This is a genomic window from Natronomonas salsuginis (assembly GCF_005239135.1).
In the GTDB taxonomy this organism is placed as follows: Archaea; Halobacteriota; Halobacteria; order Halobacteriales; family Haloarculaceae; genus Natronomonas; species Natronomonas salsuginis.
In genome coordinates this window covers 163,059-183,076 of the sequence record NZ_QKNX01000004.1, presented here as the reverse complement: position 1 = coordinate 183,076, position 20,018 = coordinate 163,059, and the positions used below count along the sequence as shown (strand labels likewise).

Below are 20,018 nucleotides of genomic sequence, written 5' to 3'. Positions count from 1 at the left end.
CCCGATTACAGGTCGGACGTCGGACAGAACAACACCGGTATATCACTGTCCAGCATGACCGACTGAGAGACGCTGCCGAAGACGGCTTTGCCCGCCGGGGTGCGGCTGCGGCCGGCGAGACAGATGATGTCGATGTCTTCTTCGCCGGCGTAATCGATGATCTCTTCGGCCGGTGAACCGCTCGTCTCGTCGAGGATAACCTCGATTCCGCTGGCTTCGAGTATGTCGCGGGCCTCTCGGGCGGATCCGATCTGCGAGACGTTCGCGCCCTCGACGTTGTCGGTGAATACGTGGAGGACGGTTACCGTCACTCCGTCACCCCACTTCAGTTCGGCAAGGTCCTCTGCGGACACTCGGGCGCGGTCTTCATCGTCGTCGACGGCGAGTAGGATATGTGTCATGCTTCGAGTGTACCTACACGCCCCATATGTTAATTCCTGCGGACAATTCCACCCCCGTGAGACGGCCGCTACGCGTTCTGTTCCACTTCGAGGAGTTCGTGGTAGCGGTTTCGGATAGTGACCTCGGAGATGTCGGCGACCTCCGAGACCGCCGACTGGGTGACCTTCTCGTTGGTGAGCAGCGAGGCGGCGTAGACGGCCGCCGCCGCCAGCCCGACCGGCGACTTCCCCGAGTGAACGCCGACCTCGCGCGCGCCGTCGAGCAACTGCCGGGCGCGTCGCTCGGCCTCCTCTGAGAGGCCGAGTTCGCTCGCAAAGCGCGGGACGTAGCTCTTCGGATCGGCCGGCTGGATCTCCAGGCCGAGTTCGCGGACGACGTAGCGGTAGGTGCGGGCGATCTCGCTCTTTTCGACCCGCGAAACGCCCGTCATCTCGTCGAGGCTGCGCGGCGTCCGAGCTTGTTTCGCAGCGGCGTAGAGCGCGGCGGTGGAGACGCCCTCGATGGAGCGGCCGGGCAGCAGGTTTTCGTCGAGCGCGCGGCGGTAGATGACGCTGGCTGTTTCGCGGACGTTCTCGGGGAGGCCGAGCGCGCTCGCCATCCGGTCGATCTCGCCGAGTGCCTGCTTGAGATTGCGCTCTTTGGAGTCGCGCGTGCGAAAACGCTCGTTCCACTTGCGGAGTCGCTGCATCTTCTGGCGCTGACGCGACCCCAGCGAGTTCCCGTAGGCGTCTTTGTCCTGCCAACCGATGTTGGTGGAGAGCCCCTTGTCGTGCATCATGTTGGTCGTCGGGGCACCCACGCGGGATTTTTGATCCTTCTCGGCGCTATCGAAGGCGCGCCACTCCGGGCCACGGTCGATTGAGTCCTCTTCGACCACCAGGCCGCACTCCGTGCACACCGTCTCCCCGTGCTCCGAGTCAGCTTCCAGACGCGCCCCGCACTCGGGACAGGTCAGCTCTCGCTCGTGTTCGTGCTCGCGCTGGTTGTCTGGTTCGCGTTCGTCCGTCCGCCCGCTCGGTTCGATCTCGTCGTCGCGTTCGTTGCGATACCGTCTGACAGTGGAGTCGGTCATTGTAAATATTTTTGTTCCGCAAAACTTGTTTTCAACATACCTATTGTTTTTCTCGCAACTTAAAAATTGTGGCATTAGAAGCAACAATATTCCATGGGGCGTCCGGGAATCCGGATCGCCCCCCACGACGAACGGAAGCCTGATACTGATGGGCGGACAGAACCGAACCAAGACAGTATGGATCGAGGGCTCGAACAGGCTGTTCTGGAGCTGCTCGCGGAAGAACAGCACTCGGTTTCCGGGATCGCCGACGCGCTCGATCGCCACCCCGTAACTGTCGACCGACAGTGTTACGACCTCCAGACGGACGGCTACATCGCGGTCGCCACCAGCGGCGGCACGTATCGGCTGACTGCGAAGGGGCGCGAACGGCTCGCGGCCGACGAGTGAGGCCGTCGAGAACCATCCGAAACCCTTAGTGACGCCGCAGGTCGAAAGATAGCCATGACTGTCGACGACGAGGAGGTCCGCCACGTCGCACGACTCGCGAGAGTCGACCTCGACGAGGCGGAGGTCGAACGGTTCACCGAGCAGTTCGGCGAGATCCTCGAGTACTTCGAGGCGCTCGATGCGGTGCCGGAGACCGAACCGGAGCCTGAACTGGCGAACGTGATGCGACCGGACGAGGTAGAGGCGGGGCTGACCCAAGAGGAAGCGCTCCGGAACGCGCCCGAGACGGAGGACGGGCAGTTCAAAGGGCCGAAGGTCTCATGAGCCACAACGCGTTCATCACCGAGGAGCGAATCGAGGGGGACGACCGGGGACCGCTCGCCGGTCGAACCGTCGCCGTCAAGGACAACATCTCGACGGAGGACGTCCGAACGACCTGCGGGTCGAACGCTCTCGTCGAGTACGTCCCGCCGTACGACGCCACCGTCGTCGAGCGCTTGAAAGCCGCCGGCGCGACGATCGTCGGCAAGACGAACATGGACGAGTTCGGGATGGGAACGACGACCGAGACCTCGGCGTTCGGTCCGACGGAGAACCCCGCCGCGCCGGGGCGCGTTCCGGGGGGTTCCTCCGGCGGCTCGGCAGCAGCCGTGGCGGCGGGCGAGGCCGACGTCGCGCTCGGCTCCGACACGGGCGGCTCGGTCCGCTGTCCGGCCGCCTTCTGCGGTGTCGTCGGGATCAAACCGACCTACGGACTCGTCTCTCGATACGGGCTCGTCGCGTACGCCAACTCCCTCGAACAGATCGGGCCGCTGGCTCCCACGGTCGAGGCCGCCGCGGAGCTACTCGAAGTTATCGCCGGCCCCGACCCGAAGGACGCGACGACGCGCGAGCTGGAGGACGCCGACACCGACTACGCGGCCGCCGCCGACGGCGACGTGTCTGGGCTCACGATCGGCGTGCCGACCGAACTGGTCGAGGGGGCCGACGACGGCGTCCGGGCGATCTTCGACGACGCGCTCGACGACCTCGAAGCCGAGGGCGCGACGATCGAGGAGGTGTCGCTCCCATCGGTCGAAACCGCCGTGCAGGCGTACTACGTCATCGCGATGTCAGAGGCCTCCTCGAACCTCGCGCGCTTCGACGGCGTCCGATACGGGCAGGCGGGCGAGAGCGACGGGAACTGGAACGAGGCCTTCGCCGCCGCCCGCGACGTCGGCTTCGGCGAGGAGGTCAAACGGCGCGTGCTGCTCGGCACCTACGCGCTCTCGGCCGGCTACCACGACAAGTACTACAGGAAGGCTCAAGACGCCCGCGCGTGGATCAAACAGGACTTCGACGCGGCGTTCGAGTCCGTCGACGTGCTCGCCTCGCCGACGATGCCCGTTCCGCCGTTCGAAACGGGCGAAAGCCTCGGCGACCCGCTGCAGATGTACCTCGCCGACGCCAACACCGTCCCAGTCAACCTCGCGAACCTCCCCGCGATCTCGGTGCCGGCGGGTGAAACCGACGAGGGGCCGGTCGGTCTCCAGTTCGTCGGCCCCGCCTTCGCCGAGTCGACGATTATCCGGGCCGGGTCGGCCCTAGCTTGACGCCTGGAGCCGTAGATCACCGGCTATCATCCGATTGGCGTGGGTAGCACCGTATTCGTGCGGGTCGTAGTCATCGGCCCTCGCGGCGTTTCCACCTCCGAGAGCGAGTGCGTCACCGGTCGTGATCCCTGCGTCTTCTCGATTCCTGCAAAATGAACGTGCCGACGCGCGGGTGATATCGGCAATCAATGTGAGGGCCCGATAACCCAAGCCGTTGGGAACCTTACTCGGGTGTATGTCCGGAGAGTTTCCGAAAACACCACCCGAAGGCGTCCTACCCAAACATCGTGATCGGGCCCGTGACCTCCAGTTCCAACTCCTCGTCCTCGAGGCCAGACTCGAGTCGGCGAATTTCGAGGACAAAGAGGCGTACCGACGGGCGATCCGGGAGCGCAGCGAAGAACTCGACTCGCTCCGCGGGCCGACAGCCGAATAACGATTCCGAGCGGGTCGATGGGGCTATCAACATCTATAGAAGCGCGGTCAAGAGCGCCATCGCTTCGGGATCGCCGAACCGGACGCCGACGTATCCGAGCGTCGCTTGCGTTGCGTTGAACAGCCCGTGCATGATCGCGACCACGACGAGATTGCCCGTGTACTCGTATGACAGCGCCAACACGAGGCCGACGAAGAACAGCACCGAGACGCCGAGGAGGCCGGCGGCGAGAGTGGTGAAACCCGTGATGTGAATGAACGCGAAGATCACCGACGCGGTCGTGATCCCGGCGGCGACGCCGAACGTCTCGCGGAGCCGCGTCTGAATGATCCCCCGAAAGAGCAACTCCTCCGTCGGGCCGACGATGAGAATCGAGAGCACACCCAACAGAACGAAGATGAGCGGGTCCTGCTGGGCGAGATCGAAGATGGCCTGCGGTTCGCGCTCGATGCCGAGCCGCTGGCCGACGACGAAGCTGCCGATCGAGCCGACGAGCCACAGAATCAACATTCCGACGAAGCCGACGCCGAGGACGATCCACCCCTCGAGCGTCGGCATCCGAACGCCGATCTCGCGCAGCGACCACTCGCGATACCGGAGGTACGCGATCGAGACGCCGGTGAAGGCGACCAGTTGGAGCGTGACGACGGAGAGGATGAACGACCACCGCAGGGAGAGCTCGACGCCGAGCGCGTTCAACAGTCGGCCGAGCGAGAAACCGAGGACGTTACCGCCGCCGTAGGCGACGATCGCGATCCCGATCGCGATGAGAACCGCGAGGAGGGGTGCGGGGATTCGAGAGCGAAGGGACATACGGGGGCTTCGTGCCGGACGACAAATAGTCCTGCTGTTCGGGACACCCGACCGCGCGAGCCGGACCGGGGACTACGCCTCGTCGCCGTTGTGGAGGCTCGCGAGGATCTCCGGGTCGGTTCGAAACTTCAACACGTTCGTCACGACGGAGTTTCTGAGGTTGTCGACGACTGCGCCGTGATCCTTGTAGAACTCGTGGATCCACTTCGATTGGGCGTCGCGGCTCGTGAACATCATCACGGATTTCCACTGATACTCTCCGTCCGAGAGAAAATAAAACAGCGTGTTGGGCGAGTCGCGGATGAACGTCATCGCGGGCCGCCAGCGGGCCTCGAAGTGCTCGGGATTGAACTTGAACTCGAACAGCGCGAAGTAGAAGTACTCCTCGTTGGGGATGATAGCCTCGCGGAAGACGCCCTCCTCTCGCATGCCGCGGATCGACTCAGAAACGGTGACGTGCGAGACGTCGATATCGTACTTCTCGTCGAGGAGGCGGGCGAGATCCCGCGAGGAGAGCTGTGGATCCCGCGAGAGTTCACGCAGCACCAACACGTCACGTTCCTTGAACTTCCAGTCCGGCGCGTCGCGCGAGTCCATGACGGGCCACTCACGCTCCGCGGTGGTGTCAGTTTCGGTTACAACCCCCCGCCGATCGGAGGAGGCATGCCAGTCCTCGATAACTGCACGATCCGAACCGAACCAAACTCGAACACTCCGTTCGGTCACCGCCCCTCGAATTTCGGTTCCCGTCCCTCCAAGAATGCGGTCGCGCCCTCTGCGTGATCGTGACTGTCGAAGACGACCGCCTGCGCGACGGCCTCGTTGTCGAGTGCGTCCTTCAGCGAGGTCGAAAAGCCCTGTTCGATGAGCTGTTTGGAGGTCTTGAGCGCGACCGTCGGGCCGGTCGCGATGTGGTCGATGAACGCCGCGGCGTGTTCCTCGAACTCACCCTCGAACACCGTCTTAAACAGCCCGAGGTCCTCGGCGGCCTTGGCGTCGAGCAGTTCGCCGGTGAACACCAGCTCTTTGGCCTTGCTCGAGCCAACCTGACGGGGGAGCAGATACGAGGTTCCGGTGTCGATGGCGAGCCCGACCTGCCGGAAGCCGAAGCTGATCTTCGAGTCCGCCGACGCGACCGTGACGTCGGGGACGATGGCGAGGTTCCCGCCGGCACCGTAGGCGACGCCGTCGATCTTCGCGATCGTCGGCAGGTGGAACTCGGCGATTCGCTGGATCGCGCGACTCAAGACGAGTTGGACGGTTTCGACCGCTTCGTTGAGATCGGTCGAGCTGCCCTGTCGCTCGGCCATCGACTTGATGTTGCCGCCGGCACAGAAGGTTCCCTCCGTCCCGGTGAGGACGAGACAGCGAACACCGTCGGTCGTTTCGACCTCGTCGACGGCGTCGACGATCGCGTTCGCCATCTCCGCGTTCAGGGCGTTTCGGTTCTCCGGGCGGTTCAGCGTGATCGTCGCGACACCGTCCTCGATATCGAGGCGTACTGGATCGCTCATGACATGTGCGAACGTGGGCAGGCCCCAGATAGAACACTACGGCGGACGGCCACGGTCGGACCGCTCGGACGACGGTAGCGATCACAGCATTGTTCCCGAGTGAGCGGAGGTACCAGTTGTGAGATATGGACAAAAAGACATGCCACAGGCCACATCGGGAACAGCGAGGAACTCGCTTAGTCGTCGGTCAGGTCGCCCGCACAAGGGGCAGTAGTACGGTGAAAACGCACCCCCGAGGCTCGTTATCGGAGACGTAGATATCTCCACCGTACTGCGCGAGCAGCGTTTCTACGAGCGGCAGGCCGAATCCGGTTCCCGAGCTTCCGACGAGCGTCCGTCCGCTCTCGAAGATCAGTTCCTTCTTGTCGTCCGGGATCCCCGGGCCATCGTCGGCGATGTGAACTGCGATCCGCCCATCGAGCGTCGTACACGAAACCGTAACCATCGGATCGTCGCTGTCACTGTGTTGAATCGCGTTCGTCAGCAGGTTGCGAAACACCGCCGAAAGCAGTTCGTTGACCCGGACGTCGACGTCCGGGATCTCGCCTTCGATCGTGATGGTCGTCCCCTCCGAGACCGCGGAGATGGTGGCGACCTCGCGTTTGAGCGTTGGAGCGAGTCCGATCGGATCCGGTTCGTCGGACAGTGTGGTGATCATGTCGGTCATATCACGGGCCGTTTTGGTCAATTCGGATACATGATGCAGTATGTTTTGCACCCGTTCGAAGTGTTCCTCGTCGATCTCTCCCCGTCGCGTCGCCGACCGAATAATATCGAGCCCGAGGTTCACCTCGTTTCGTATGTCGTGGCGGACGACCTGGTTCAACAGTTCGAGTTGGTCGACCTGTAGCTCGAGGATCGCCCGGTCGGCGTGCTGTTCGGGAATATCCCGCGTAAAACCCGCCCACGAGAGCGGGGTTTCATCGCGAACTTCAACGGGAAATATCGTCTCCAGGATCCGCTCGTTGGCACGATCATCGCACAGTCGATACTCGATCTCCCATCGTTGGTGGAGGTCGTCTTCGGAGGCCCGATCGCGAACCGTTTCGAGCAGCGTTCGGTACTCCGATCGATCGTCCGGGTGTATCGCTTCGATGTACGTCCCTGGCTCCGCATAGATGTCCTCAGGAGTGATCCCGAACACGTCCCCGACAGCCGGGTTGACGTAGCTGATTCGGCTCATATCGTGGGTTCTGAGCCAGACGACACCCGGGAACGCCGCACAAACCCGCTGGAGCGCGGATGTTTTGTTCTGGTCAGACATTACTCGGCAGTCCTTGCTTGCCGCTCGGGTGTCGACTCGTAGATATGTCTGAACACCTTCTGTTGGGCCGTTCGAAGGTGTTGGAGGTACGTCGAGTGTGCGATCCCGAGTGACTCGGCGATTTCGGTCGCCGACCGCTTTCGCGGCTGTTCGTAGTACCCGTGGAGATACGCCGCCTGCAGTGCGGCCGATTGCTTTTCCGTGAGATCGGCCGCTTCGACCGGTGATCCCCAGTCGTGAGCGCTTTCGGGTCGGGTCGACGTTATTTTCGAGCGGACCGACAGGTCACCGTGTTCGTCTTCGAGCGCGGCGACGGCATCGGAGAGCGCTCGCTCGGACGGGAGTTCGACGCGGAGTATGGCCCGGTCGGACCTGACAGTCGAGGTACCGACGACTGCGGCACGTGTCGTGAGTTTTAATTCGGGCGGCGCCTCGGTGACAGCGAGCTGTATCCGGGGAGGGTTGTTTTCGTCGATCGCGGTCGTTTTCTCGACGACCGGATGGGTCTCCGCGGCGGCCACAAACCGATCGATCGGAACGTTCGAGAGCGTTATATATTGCATCGTGAGCGCGTCCGTGTGTCGATGGGTCCCGTGGACGGTGAGTTCGGCCGCGGCGACATCAGGAGCCGATTCGGAGACGAGATCGGTGAGATAATGCGACGGACCGGTCAGTTCGAGTTCCGCTTCGACGACGGTGGGGGCGCTCAACGCTTTTTTTACCTCCGCGTGGTGAATCGCGAACGCGAGCGTTTCCGAGAGTTCGGTAAGCAGTTCGCGCTCGCTCTCGTCGATCGCGTTCGGCTCCGTGTGATAGACAGCGAGTATCCCGTAGCGTACGCCGTCGTGACACAGTGGGAGCGCCGCCGTCGAGCCGAATCCACACTCCATCGCGAGGTCCCGCCACGTAGTGGGGAACATCTCGGAGATATCCGCGACGAACTTCGGGTCGCCGGTCCGGGCGGTCCAGATACTCGGCTCTCCAGTGGGGGCTCCGGCGCCGACCGAAAGCTCAACTCGGTCGAGATAGCGAGCCGTTCCGGCGACGCGGCGTAGCTGAATCGAATCGTCAGTCGTTTCACCGATCCAAGCGAGTTCGTATCCGGACTCCGAAAGCAGTGCGGTTATTCGATGCTCGAGATCCGAGCGGTTTCGGGCTTTGACGAGCGCAGTTCTGACGGATCGGTTGAGTTCGCGTTCGCGTCGAAGGCTCCGCTGTCGTCGTTTCGACTCCGTGACATCGCGGATCGAGACGACCTGTGCGGTGTCGTTTTCGAAGGGAACGGTCTGAATCGTGTACTCGCACTCACGGAGTTCGTCGGTGTCGGTGATCAATCGAGCCTCGAACACGTCGTCGTTCGCGTTTCCGCTTCGAGCGGTTTGCAGCACATCGTTAACCGCCGCCCTGTCGTCCGGATGGATCGCAGTCCGGACGAACGAGCGATCCGCCATGTTCTCGGCATCGTATCCGGTCACCTCGGTGAACCGTTCGTTACAGAACAGCACGCGATCGTTTCGGAGGATGACGATTCCGTCCCAGATCTGTTCCGTGATCGTCCGATATCGCTCCTCGCTCGCTTCGAGATCACGGTGAAGCCGACGCTGTTCGACGGCTTGGATGATCCGGTTGACTAACAGTGGCGTCTGATCGACGGTTGGATCCTTCGTAAAGTAATCCGAGATACCGGCATTGATCGCTCGAGAGGCGACATCCTCGCTTCCCTGTCCGGTAAAAAAAATAAATGGGAGTTCAGAACGCTCCTCTCGGACGCGCTCGAGCAGTTGGAGACCGTCGATTTCGGGCATCACGTAGTCCGCGACAACGCACTCGATCGAACTGCGCTCCTGTAGCGTCATGAGCGCTTCGTTGGCACTCAGTGCGACCGTGACCTTCAGGTTCGCCTCGCGTTCGAGATCGGAGGCAAGAATCTCACTCCATCGTTCGTCGTCGTCGATCAACAACACTTCGATCGGCATCGCGGACGGACCGGTCGGCGTGGGCTCCGATTTGGGGTAACTCATGTGGCTCGTTCCGTCGGTGTGCGTCTCGCGTCGGTAGGTTCCCGGACGAACGGCACTCCGGGTCGGAGTAAGCACACCCTTCGTATGACGGTACTATAGACCAATCGTTTGATTACTTTTCCGGTATTACCTCACAGTGTAGGGTTCGGCTGTCGGCACTCGATATTTATGTATGCCAATCTTACCGGGAACAGATCTCGCGTATGAAGCTCCGTTCATCGGTCAGCACGGCGGGTACCCTCCTGTTCGTCGCTGCCGTGGTGGCCATGCTCGTCGGACAGCAACTGGGGCAGCCGATCCTTCTCGGCTTCGTCGTCACGGGGAGTATGTCGCCGACGCTCGAAGCCGGCGATGGCTTCGTCGCGATTCCGCCGGCGCTCGCCGGCGATGTCGAGCAAGGAGACGTTATCACGTTCGACGCGCGCGAACTCGAGGGCGGCGGGCTCACGACGCATCGCGTCGTCGAGGAGACCGATGAGGGTTACATAACCCGCGGCGACGCCAACCCGTTCACCGATCAAGACGGCCCGGAGCCACCGGTACAGGAATCTCAGATCGCGGCTGTCGCGTGGCGGTTCGGCGGCGACCTCGTCGTCGTTCCGCATCTGGGGACGGTGGCGCTGGCGCTACAAGGGGTCGCCGCTGCGCTCATCGGCATCCTGAGCGGGATTCCGGGATTCGACGCGGTCGCCGATGGCAACGTCGGCAGGCTCATGATCGGCGCCGGCGTGTTGTTGTTGCTCTTCAGTTTCGTCTCCGATCTGGTCCGTGGGGAAAGACGGACCGGGGGAGAGCGCTCACGCGCCCGGGGGGGCTCGATGCGGGCATCGACCGTCCTCGCGGTGATCCTGCTTTTGATACTCGTACCAGCAACTGCGAGTATGGTGGTCCCGTCCGGGATGAACGAGGTGACGATCGTGAGTTCACAATCGCCGAGCAGCGCACCCACGGTCATCGAGCGCGGCGGCAACCAGACGCTCGAGTACAACGTCACGAACAACGGATACATCCCGCTCGTTGCGATTATCGAACCGGCGAGCACCGGGGTGGACGTCGGGGAGACGACACACGTCGTCCGTCGCGGTGAGAGTGCCGGCACGACGGCGACGCTATCCGCCCCCGAGGAGACGGGAGTCTACTACCGGGCCATCGCGGAGCGACAGTACATCGGAATCCTCCCGCTCTCGGTGATCGTCGCGCTCCACGAGATCCACCCATGGGTCGCCATCGCGGTGATCGACGCCGTGATCGCGGCGACGGTGACGGTGATCTTCGCGCTCGCGATCGGGTTCGAACCGCTTCGCTTCAGGGACGCAAACCGTGACATCACGCTTTCGGGGACGGTCCGGCGGAAGATCCGACGCTGGCTGTAGACGGTGAGATCAACCGATCAATCGAAGGTTCCATACCGTGAGCCCAGCACCGAGCACGGTGGCCAATAGCGGCGGCCAGTAGTACGAGAACCGGTCGGCGGTACGACCTCCCTGAACGCTGATCGTGATCAGTATCAAAAACACGAACAGTTTGAAAAACAGAAAGCCACCGATGCCGAAGTTCATCAACAGCGTATCGACGATCGGATTCGCCTCTTCGATACCCGGTACGACGAGCACGGGATATGCAGTCGAAAAGAGGTCGCCGACGCCGTAGGTCAACGCGGCAAATAACCACAGTCCATAGAATTCGTACGGATTGGCTCTATACAGGGGTGTTGGTTCTGTGTTGATGCGGTCGTTGACGGTGGTGGACTCGTGGTCTTTTTTTTCGACCTGCGTCAGCAGGGACTCGATCTGTCGCCGCCGTCCCAAGAGTTCGCCCGACAGCGCCCGGTATCGAGGATCGTTTTCGGGATCGGAGACCATCTCCGCTTCGAGGGCTCGCCGCTTCGAAAGGGCCGAAAAATACGAATCGACCGCCTCCTGGACGTCCTTGCGCTTCTCGAGACGAGTGACGAGAGAGCGGAGTTCTTCGCGATCGAGTGGCTTCCGAACGCGTTCGTCGACGCCGAGTCCCATCTCTTCGAGCCCGGGAGGATCGGTGACGAGGTGGACGTACTGACATCCGACCTGCAGGGCCTTTAGCTGGCCGAGCAGTTCCTCGAGTGGCACGTCCGACAGTTCTTCATCGACAAGAACGACGTCCACAGCGGTATCAAACTCCTGCAAGGCCGCGTCCCGATCAGCCGCCGTCCGAACGGTATGGGTGTTGCCGAGCCACCTGGCGACCCGTTCGGAGCGGGTCGGGTCCGGGGTGATTACCAAGATGACGGGCGGATCGGGCATTCGTATGTCCTACACACGGATGTATCGATTAAAGAGGTTTGTACGACTAGCTCCCCTGTATCGAACGTTGGATCGGCCCATAGACTCGATCAGCCGACCGGGTACAGGCTCTTACCAGGCGAAAGTGTAAACACTGTGACATGCCGGCAGACGTATGCGTAGTGAACTCCGCATTTGTCCATGGATACGATGTCGAACGGTACGAACGGCCATCGCGGGTCGACATCCGGATGCCGAAGTCAACCCGGGACTCGAAAGCGCAGTTCAGAAGGCTCTGATATGGTTAATTTGTCGTACTCGTTGCCGTGATGGTGGCTTCCGATTCGAAGAGCGGATTACCCGTGTCGACATCGGTCGTATCGAGTCCGGTCGTGTCGATCTGGAGTGCCACGTCGACGGACTCCCCAATTCCAAGGCCTACTAGATCGGATGCAACGAGGTTCCCGAAATCGTCTGCACCACCGAGTTGGCCGTCGTTGGCCCCGCTCGCGTCGGTCCAGAGTTTGAGGATATCTCCCGGATTACTAACTTCTGCCACAGAGCCGAAATCTTGATTCGAGTCGAACCCAATATCGAAGCTGATATCAACCGTTTGGGTGCCGTTGTTCGCGATCGTCAGAGCCGCGGTGTCGACCGAACTCAACGAGCCTCCAGACATCGTCACGGCACCGACAGTCGTCAACGCATTGAGGTTGACGCCTTCATTGTTGTTCCCGGCGGCGTCGAAGTCGATGACTAACAATCCGTTCTCGATATCCACGACGTTCGAATTCTCTCCATCACCGGCCTCATCCAGGCCGATGAGCGCGCTGGCATCGCCAGCGGTGTTCACTGTCACTGTTCGCTCCGCTTCCACAGTCGTAAACGCGCCCGTACCGAGAAGCGCGCCGCCGCCTGCAACTACGCCACCGAGGCCGATCAGAACGTTACGTCGGTTCATACTGGGGTAATTGTACCCTACCTACTTTGTATTGCGTTGCTTGATCGCCTCAGCCCTCCGGTAAAGCACTGCTTGAACGGTCCCAATACGGAGATCAAGCCAGATTCAAACGTTCAACCAGTGCTTTCTAACCGGTAAGGTGCATAATACAAAAGTTTTAGAACACCTAATGGGGTATATACTGCTCAATAGGTCCGGCAGATTCCACCACAATGCTCACTCGAAGACAGACCGTACTCGGACTCGTGGCCGCGACGTTTGGAGGGGGTGTCCTTACCACGGGCACGTTCTCCACGAGTACCACGGCGGGTGCCGATTTCCGTCTCATGGTCGTTTCCGAGCTGTCTCTCACCTCTGAGCGAGACGACGGGGCCTACGTCGAGGTGGATGGGGCGGGCCAAGTGACAGGGATCGCCCTCGATGGGCTAAACGGGGCGGCGATATCACGCTTCGAGGACCTCGTTCGGATCACGAACGATCTCGAGGTCACCGTCGATGAGCTCGATTTCGAGTTCCGGGTGACCGATGAAGACACCGACGAGCGGGTGAGGGCCGCCGAGGAGTCGCTGGGGATCGTGTACGACGGCACGAATATCCACGAGGGCGGTGGTGTTGCCACGATCCTCGACGATTCGGGCGAGGAGCTTGCCCCCGGCGAGTTCGAAGTGTTCGGGGTGGAAGTCGACCTGCGCGATCAAGCGACACTGCTGGATAGCGGCCTCGAGATACGGCTCTTACTCACCGCAAAGCAGGAGGAAGAGCCATGAGCTCAGTGGTCGTCAGCAGGCGGTCGATCGGATTGTCGTCAGCTCGGAGAAGCTTGATATGTGTCCGGGCCGTCTGGGATGACGGAAGTGTCGGGGATCATCAATGACCCGAAATCGAACGCAAGCGCGAACGGCCCGCGGCCTGCTCAGTCGTCGGGCCGCGTTGGGATTGCTTTTCAGCGGTGGGGCGGCGGTCGGGCTCCGGCAGACGGGGGCTTACAGCTCCACAGTGGGGGAACGGGGATTCGAGGCCAGCACGGCGGAGGACCCGGATGCCCTACTTGGGATCACCGGTAACGACGACACGAACACCGCGCCCGAACTCACCAACAACAGCAACTACACGATGGATGTGACACTGGAAAGCGGGAACGTCGCATTCGACGTCGATGGCGACGGCACCTTCGCTGAGCCGGTTTCGTTCGAGCTCGACCCCGAGGAAGCGAGAGAGTTCGAGGTCAGCGGTGGCAGTGACACAGTGAGTATAACCGCGATCCTCAGCGCGGGCAGCGAAGTCGTCGGAAGCATCGAACTGGTGCGTTCTTTCGCCGTCTCGGCCGTTGCAGCGATCAAAAAGGTCGAGGGAAGCATTAAAGGTGGATTCGGGAACGGCAAATACAGGTTCGCGCTGACAAACACGGCCGACGAACAGATAACGCTGAATGGGTTCGGCGTCGAATGGACGAATCCGGATTCGGATCTAGTCAGTGCGAACGGAGGCCAACCGACACTCGCAAACAGCTCGGACAATGCGGACCTGATCACCCAGCCGATATCTGTCGGTGACGGTGTGTACGATGTTATCGCCGGCAATGAGGTGCTACTGGAGCCCGGTATGGGGGTTGACTTCGAGTTCCGACGGTTCAGAGACGCCGGTGGAGGTCCGGGTGGAGGTCCGGGTGGTGGTGGTGTCTTCGTTGAGGATGTCGATCTCCTCGTGCGCGCAGACGATGGTTCAACTGCTGTAATCGAACTGCGGTCGGACCAGTAAACCCGCAGTCTCTATTCCGGGGGGCTTACGACTGTGCTTCGAGGGTTTCGAGCAAGCGCTCGGGGTCCGAAACGGTCAATTCCTCGGCCTCGGCCTGTAGTTCCCGTGACGTCTCTGTGTGGCCGTTGATATCGGACGTCGATTTGCCCGCCTCGGCCGCGCTTGCCGCCTCGCGCGCTTCAAGTGTCGACTCTCGCATCAGATCAGCGTGTCTCGCCGCCTCGTCACAGATCCCCGCCGCGGGCGGGACGCCGGCATCCTCACCCATCGTTTCTGCCTCTCGAAAGGAGTCTATCGCGTCGGCGTAGTGGGCAGTCGCTGTTTCGAGCGTGTCCGCGGCGTCCTCGTATCGTTCATCGTTGAATGCACGAGCGCCCGCATCGCGGGCTTTGGTACCGTCGTTGTACCGCTCGACACCCCGGTCGTAGGTGCCGACGATTTTCCCGCGGTCGTTAGTTCCGAGTATCGCCTCTCGGGGCTCTTCGAGTCCCGCTTCGGCACAGCCGCCACTCGCCGCGGCGACCGAAACGGCCCCGAAGAGGACGGCCCGACGTGTAAACACATGCCGCATGCGATGAGAGGCTACATTAAGATTGCGCTGGGTTCACACTCGAACGACACCAGATTCACGGCGGCCGTTCGAAGCGATCCAGCCGGTAGCGGCGGTTCTGTAGCACTTGAGCGACCGATGAAACGAAAAACGCCGTCAGGACGATCGCGGCCCAGCCGATCGCCGGGACGGTGTCGGTCGGGACGAACCCGACCCAGACGCCGAACAACACGGCGGCGGCTAGCCCCGAGAGCCCGAGGTAGTACAGCCCCCAAGAGATCGAGCTGGCGGGGACGATATCCAGATACACGTCGAGTTCTTGGGCTTTGTCGGTGAGTGCGACCTCGTCGCCGTCGTAGTCGATAACTCCGGCGTCGGACATCCGATCGAGGTGTGTTTGTTGGAGGGACGTGTACACTCGCTTTCGTTCGGCGGAAGTCACTTCCTCGACGGGCTTTTCATGTTCCCAGGCGGCGACCTGTTCGGCGAGTTCCGAGAGCGTTGCCGACCCGTTATTTCGTTTGCAGTAGTGGAGGACGTACCGACGCCGGTGGTTGCTCAACAGCTCGTAGACGCTATCCTTTTTTGGCGCCTCGTACTTTTCTTGGCTGGAGAGAGACATGTGAGATATGAGGCAGCAGCCACGCGAGAGGGCACGTACACGGGGGATATATAGGTGGTGATGAGATCCAACCGTGTCAGCGAGGGCCACGGCCGGCCGCTTCGATAGCACGGTGGTCGATAGACCGCTTAATAATTCGTTAACCCCGGTTCAAGCTGGGCTTTTCAGTGATTACGTGCAGAGAGATCCTTTCAAGCGGCGCTTTCGGAGTTTCAAGCTCAGCGGTATTAAGTCCTTACCGGCCGTAGCTCGAAACAGGTGAAACAGTTATGGTAGACCTATCACGGCGGAAAACGATTATCGGCATGGGACTGTTAGCGACTGGCAGCGGCGCGGCGTTTTCGAGCGCGGCGTTCCAAAACAGCGTTAATCCGGGAGCGGACTTCCGGATCGTCGCGGCTGCACAGACGATCGTTCGGCGTGGCCCCGCGTTCGAAGACGGCGAGGATAGCGAGCTCGACGACTGGGCACAAGATGAGTTCCTGAACTTCGATGAACTGAATCCGGGGGATCTACCCGCAGCAGGTGCCAACGAAAACCAAAACGACGGACTCGATGTTTCGTTGGCCCGACAGAATTCCGCAAGCGAGATCCGCTTTTCGAATTTCCTCGAGATCGATAACACCGGTACGACCGAAGTCAGCATCGGGACGACATACGCGATAGATGACGGCGGCGAAGTGAGCGGCTACGCTCAAGACGGCACCACCGGTTGGTTCAACGACGATTATGTAGACGATCTCGGCAATGATAATCTCTCGCGACTGGATGTCCTTAAGATGTTCAAATTCGAGATCCCGGGTAATCGACTGGGTGATCTGGCCAACGAAAGCGGTGGCAGTAACCTTCTTCTCTCTCCATCTCCGGACGATGCTGAGACGAACGGGTGGACTGATGGAACGGAGGAAGAACCGAGCGACTTTGTTACACTCGGAGCGGGCGAAAGCATCACTGTCGATCTCGTAACCGAGCTCACCGGTGACCAAGTGAGCATTCTAGCCAACGAGGCGGCGAGCGCGACTGGCAATCCGTTCAATGGGAATGAAACCGACGACTTTCAACTGCTCGACAGCGTCTTCGTCGGTACCGAAGACTAGCGGATTCGGTCCCCTCGGGCGGCGTTTACGTATTTTGCACCGTTCCGGTAGCGCCCACGAGCGCATACGCTCGTGTGGTATACCCGAACGGGCGGACGTGATAAACGCGGTCATGATAGAGCCGCCGAGAGTTCACATCACCACCAGTGTCACGTGTTCCGGTGAGAGACGGTGAGCAACGGCGGCTTGACGCGTTTTCGAGCGAGCTCACCGCCCGATGATGGCCCCATACAGGCGTTTCACTGGAGTGTTCGTGGACCCGCTTGAGCGTGGTTGGAATCCGGAACGCCGCACCCGGTGGAAATCCAGCGGGCGGACGTACGCCGTTTGGACCCTAGAGAAGGCCGATTCCGTGTGCGGGGAGCGACTACCAATCGATCAGCCCACCCAACACCGATATATTTGCCGTCGGCCGTTCAAAACTAGAGCTAGTCCAGCTCCTCCATCGTCATGTCGGCTTGGTTGAACAGCCATTCGCTGGCCGACGAGTCGGGGCGAATGTACAGATAGACGTAATCGTCGTCTAACACCGTGCTCACGCGGAGCTGTTCGTCCTTGATGACGCGTTTGTTGGTGTCGATCGCGACGTCGACCAGCCCCTTGAGATCGTCGACGACGATCGTCGCCTCGTAATCGCGTTCGGAGGGGAACGTTCCGGTGGTTATCCACTCAGAGAACTCCTGTTCTTGTTGGTAGACCTCGAGGAGTTCGGCTTCCTCCCCGGAGAGCTCGATGTACCCGCGGAGACGGGCGAACGCGAGTGTACCGAGAACTGTCAGCGATCCTGAAAAGGCCAACAACGAGGCAAGCATCTCCAGCAGCGACGCGTCCTGAGTGGTCTCGACGGTATCGGTCGACGTATACTCCTCGTCGATCGTCTCGGTGTCAGTCACACGGAACGACGTCTGCGAGACGGCGAGTCTCAACAGGCTTCCGTGAGTCCGGTTCACCGCCTGTCCGTCGACGATACCGTCGATGCTCGTAGTGGCGACGATAGCAATCTCGATGGATCCTTCCGTCCCGAGTTGCGATTGGATTTCCGCGATAGTCCTTCGCAGCTCAGCGATGTTGACGGACGCCTCTGCAGTGTGGTTTTCACCGGCCGAGACGGATTCGGACCCGGTGGATGCGCGTGGTTCGGTTACTTCCCAGAAGACGTCGTCACCGCTGACCGATCGGACGCGTAGAAAGATATCCGTGGAAACGTCCAACTCCGCGCCAGCCGTGTGTTCGTATCGATAAGTGATATCGAGGGCGTCCGAGATGGTCGTGTAGTAGATCGGCCGGTCTTCCACACGTTGGCCCGCCTCGAACGGGACAGACTCGTTAACTATTAACGCACTGTGTTCCAGTTCCGTCGACTCGGACCACTGGACGAACGTCCGCTGCTCAGTCCGCACCTCTTCGACGGCGTACACCTGAAACAACCAGAAGCCGAACACGAAAGCCAGGAGAATGGCAGCTCCGAAGAGGATAGGAAAGTACGCATCCAACAGCGCACGCACCCGCAGTCGTCTACTTGGGTCGGTCATTGATCTCTCCGGATACGGCTGTCAGTCCGAACCCGGCCAGACCACCCCAACGGGTCGGTTTGGAGTGCCATCTTGGTGTATTCATTTGTAGTAGGCCAATCGTAATGAGTTCGTTGCCGGCACTTGTCGTCCGCACGATCCATCGGAGAACCACGATACCGTCTCGCCCGCCGGTACGGACCGGCCAGAGCCCGAGAAGGTCACCGAAGAGTACGACATATGTCGGTAACAGAGGTATGCGGCTGTATCGTCTATCGTGGGATAGATGACAGACCAAACTCGCGTCCTCTACGTGGACGACGACAGCAACGCTCTGGCGGTACGAGCCGCAGTGCTGGAGGAGTTCGGTTTCGGTGTCGTCACCGAGACGGGCGTCGAGAGCGCGAGACGGCGACTCGTCGAGGATGATATCGACTGCGTGTTGTGCGACCTCGATATGCCGGACGAGGACGGCTTCAGTCTGCTCAAGCACGTTCAAGAGGAACATCCGACGCTCCCGTTTATTTTGTTTACCGGCTATGAATCCGAAGACGTGGTCGAACGGGCACTCGATCTAGGGGCCGCGGATTACTTCCCCAAGTCGCTAACGACCATCTCGTATCGGCTGCTCGCTCACCGGATCGAGAGGGCGGTTCAATTCGTCGAAGCAAAACGGGCACTCGCGGCTGGCACGGACGCACAAGCCGACGAAAACGGGGATGGGGTCGTTCTTACACGGACGGAGGCCGATGCCGTGAACACGGGATCACAGGACGATATCGACCCCTCGAAACGAGAGGCGGCCACGATAGCGGAGGAGGAAGCTACGGAGCCAGTATCGTCGACGGGAGTCGAGGACGTCGGAGCGAAACCGAACAAACGTACGGCCGACGAAGCCGAAGAGCCCGCCGGACCGGCGACAAACGGCGAGGACGGGGTGATAAGGGACAAAGTGAGAAACGCGCTCCGGTGGCTCGATCATCACACCCCGAAGACCGAGATGGGGACGGAAGATCCAACAGGTACATCAGCCTCAAAAACCGACGAACCGCTTACCAGCGAACCCGATCCGGAACGACCGATTCACGACGATGGGCCTCTGGAGGGCCTCGAAATCGAACCCGGCGACGGGGTGCTTATCGAGTGTGTTTCACAGGACGACCGAAAGGATCGGGCGTGTACCGATCTGTTGGGGCTCGACAACGTCGAGGGGCGAAACGTGCTGTTGATCCGATACCGACAGATACGCCCGGAACGGCTCCGCCGCATCGCCGGAGACGCCGAGGGCGTCCATCTGATAAGCATCGGCTATCGGCAGTCGCTCCCGGACGACATCGACGAGTCCGTAGAGACGACCCGAATCAATAATCCAAGCGAGCTAACGCGGTTGGGGATCGTGATGACGCGCGTGATCGGAGAATGGGATACGGACACGCTCCAGACGGTCGTCTGTGTTGACTCACTCGAGATTCTGGTTGGCTACACGGACGAACGCAGCGTCTTTCGGTTTCTGCAGGTCTTGCTGTCGAAGCTACGGTCCGCGAACGCGATCTCACACTTCCACATCGAACCGTCGCGCGACGACTCGCACAACGCAGACGTGTTCAAGCCGCTGTTCGATTCGGTCGTGACCATTGACCACGACGATGTGTACCTCGAGTGATCGATGGAGGACTCGCCGAGTCACTGGGACAATTCTGTCGGAGGGCACATAACTCACCCCGGAACTCGGGGGATTCGTCCGCTCAGACGCC

At 61.0% G+C, this 20,018-nt stretch carries 21 protein-coding genes; 9 read left to right on the top strand and 12 right to left on the bottom strand.

The features are described 5' to 3' along the window. Window positions 1-5: 5 nt before the first annotated feature. Both DM868_RS11285 and DM868_RS11280 read right to left on the bottom strand, forming a co-directional pair. Window positions 6-401 (bottom strand): universal stress protein, encoded by a 396-nt coding sequence (locus tag DM868_RS11285; protein ID WP_137276980.1) that lies wholly within the window; start codon window positions 399-401, stop codon window positions 6-8. A gap of 68 nt (window positions 402-469) precedes the next feature. After that, window positions 470-1,474: a transcription initiation factor IIB gene (locus tag DM868_RS11280; protein ID WP_137276979.1), complete on the bottom strand. Its 1,005-nt coding sequence runs from the start codon at window positions 1,472-1,474 to the stop codon at window positions 470-472. Between the two features lie 93 nt (window positions 1,475-1,567). Here DM868_RS11280 and DM868_RS11275 point away from each other — a divergent pair, with 93 nt between their 5' ends. From DM868_RS11275 to DM868_RS11260, 4 genes are all read left to right on the top strand, one after another. Then, the gene (locus DM868_RS11275; RefSeq protein ID WP_137276978.1) at window positions 1,568-1,864 is read left to right on the top strand and encodes an Lrp/AsnC family transcriptional regulator; all 297 of its coding nucleotides are present in this window, start codon (window positions 1,568-1,570) and stop codon (window positions 1,862-1,864) included. 54 nt (window positions 1,865-1,918) lie between these two features. Further along, on the top strand, window positions 1,919-2,188 hold the full coding sequence (gatC, locus tag DM868_RS11270) for an Asp-tRNA(Asn)/Glu-tRNA(Gln) amidotransferase subunit GatC (RefSeq protein WP_137276977.1): 270 nt from the start codon (window positions 1,919-1,921) through the stop codon (window positions 2,186-2,188). Continuing rightward, window positions 2,185-3,456 carry an Asp-tRNA(Asn)/Glu-tRNA(Gln) amidotransferase subunit GatA gene (gene gatA / locus DM868_RS11265; RefSeq protein WP_137276976.1) on the top strand — a complete coding sequence of 424 codons (1,272 nt, stop codon included), beginning with the start codon at window positions 2,185-2,187 and terminating at the stop codon, window positions 3,454-3,456. Before gatC ends, gatA begins: the two co-directional genes overlap by 4 nt. A gap of 235 nt (window positions 3,457-3,691) precedes the next feature. After that, window positions 3,692-3,892 (top strand): hypothetical protein, encoded by a 201-nt coding sequence (locus tag DM868_RS11260; RefSeq protein WP_137276975.1) that lies wholly within the window; start codon window positions 3,692-3,694, stop codon window positions 3,890-3,892. A gap of 33 nt (window positions 3,893-3,925) precedes the next feature. Here the strand turns inward: DM868_RS11260 and DM868_RS11255 are convergent, their stop codons facing one another. The 5 genes from DM868_RS11255 to DM868_RS11235 all read right to left on the bottom strand — a co-directional run bounded on the left by DM868_RS11255 (window position 3,926) and on the right by DM868_RS11235 (window position 9,504). Then, entirely contained in the window at window positions 3,926-4,705 is a 780-nt protein-coding gene (locus tag DM868_RS11255; protein ID WP_137276974.1) for a CPBP family intramembrane glutamic endopeptidase, read from the bottom strand. A gap of 72 nt (window positions 4,706-4,777) precedes the next feature. After that, window positions 4,778-5,302, bottom strand: coding sequence for a winged helix-turn-helix domain-containing protein (locus DM868_RS11250; RefSeq protein ID WP_137276973.1), 525 nt, complete (start codon window positions 5,300-5,302; stop codon window positions 4,778-4,780). Window positions 5,303-5,427: 125 nt separating this feature from the next. Further along, window positions 5,428-6,219, bottom strand: a complete 792-nt coding sequence (locus DM868_RS11245; protein WP_137276972.1) for an enoyl-CoA hydratase/isomerase family protein — start codon at window positions 6,217-6,219, stop codon at window positions 5,428-5,430. 187 nt (window positions 6,220-6,406) lie between these two features. After that, window positions 6,407-7,483 carry a PAS domain-containing sensor histidine kinase gene (locus DM868_RS11240; RefSeq protein WP_137276971.1) on the bottom strand — a complete coding sequence of 359 codons (1,077 nt, stop codon included), beginning with the start codon at window positions 7,481-7,483 and terminating at the stop codon, window positions 6,407-6,409. Continuing rightward, window positions 7,483-9,504, bottom strand: coding sequence for a response regulator (locus DM868_RS11235; protein ID WP_137276970.1), 2,022 nt, complete (start codon window positions 9,502-9,504; stop codon window positions 7,483-7,485). The genes DM868_RS11240 and DM868_RS11235 overlap by 1 nt, the downstream gene beginning before the upstream one ends. A 203-nt stretch (window positions 9,505-9,707) precedes the next feature. On the opposite strand from DM868_RS11235, the gene DM868_RS11230 reads away from it, so the two are divergent. Next, window positions 9,708-10,877 carry a signal peptidase I gene (locus tag DM868_RS11230; RefSeq protein WP_137276969.1) on the top strand — a complete coding sequence of 390 codons (1,170 nt, stop codon included), beginning with the start codon at window positions 9,708-9,710 and terminating at the stop codon, window positions 10,875-10,877. A 9-nt stretch (window positions 10,878-10,886) separates the two neighbouring features. Here DM868_RS11230 and DM868_RS11225 read toward each other — a convergent pair whose 3' ends face one another. After that, complete coding sequence (locus DM868_RS11225; RefSeq protein ID WP_137276968.1) at window positions 10,887-11,786, bottom strand: HalX domain-containing protein; 900 nt, start codon at window positions 11,784-11,786, stop codon at window positions 10,887-10,889. 283 nt (window positions 11,787-12,069) lie between these two features. Then, window positions 12,070-12,726 carry a hypothetical protein gene (locus DM868_RS11220; RefSeq protein WP_137276967.1) on the bottom strand — a complete coding sequence of 219 codons (657 nt, stop codon included), beginning with the start codon at window positions 12,724-12,726 and terminating at the stop codon, window positions 12,070-12,072. 326 nt (window positions 12,727-13,052) lie between these two features. Here DM868_RS11220 and DM868_RS11215 point away from each other — a divergent pair, with 326 nt between their 5' ends. After that, entirely contained in the window at window positions 13,053-13,493 is a 441-nt protein-coding gene (locus DM868_RS11215) for a hypothetical protein (RefSeq protein ID WP_137276966.1), read from the top strand. A 163-nt stretch (window positions 13,494-13,656) separates the two neighbouring features. Next, window positions 13,657-14,484 (top strand): hypothetical protein, encoded by an 828-nt coding sequence (locus tag DM868_RS11210; RefSeq protein WP_137276965.1) that lies wholly within the window; start codon window positions 13,657-13,659, stop codon window positions 14,482-14,484. Between the two features lie 25 nt (window positions 14,485-14,509). Here the strand turns inward: DM868_RS11210 and DM868_RS11205 are convergent, their stop codons facing one another. Continuing rightward, window positions 14,510-15,046 (bottom strand): hypothetical protein, encoded by a 537-nt coding sequence (locus DM868_RS11205; protein ID WP_137276964.1) that lies wholly within the window; start codon window positions 15,044-15,046, stop codon window positions 14,510-14,512. 64 nt (window positions 15,047-15,110) lie between these two features. Next, complete coding sequence (locus DM868_RS11200) at window positions 15,111-15,656, bottom strand: DMT family transporter (RefSeq protein ID WP_137276963.1); 546 nt, start codon at window positions 15,654-15,656, stop codon at window positions 15,111-15,113. Between the two features lie 305 nt (window positions 15,657-15,961). Here DM868_RS11200 and DM868_RS11195 point away from each other — a divergent pair, with 305 nt between their 5' ends. Beyond that, complete coding sequence (locus tag DM868_RS11195; protein WP_137276962.1) at window positions 15,962-16,753, top strand: hypothetical protein; 792 nt, start codon at window positions 15,962-15,964, stop codon at window positions 16,751-16,753. Window positions 16,754-17,181: 428 nt separating this feature from the next. Here the strand turns inward: DM868_RS11195 and DM868_RS11190 are convergent, their stop codons facing one another. Then, window positions 17,182-18,285 (bottom strand): DUF5305 domain-containing protein, encoded by a 1,104-nt coding sequence (locus DM868_RS11190; protein WP_137276961.1) that lies wholly within the window; start codon window positions 18,283-18,285, stop codon window positions 17,182-17,184. A 265-nt stretch (window positions 18,286-18,550) separates the two neighbouring features. On the opposite strand from DM868_RS11190, the gene DM868_RS11185 reads away from it, so the two are divergent. After that, window positions 18,551-19,927, top strand: a complete 1,377-nt coding sequence (locus DM868_RS11185; RefSeq protein ID WP_137276960.1) for a DUF7504 family protein — start codon at window positions 18,551-18,553, stop codon at window positions 19,925-19,927. Window positions 19,928-20,018: the final 91 nt, after the last annotated feature.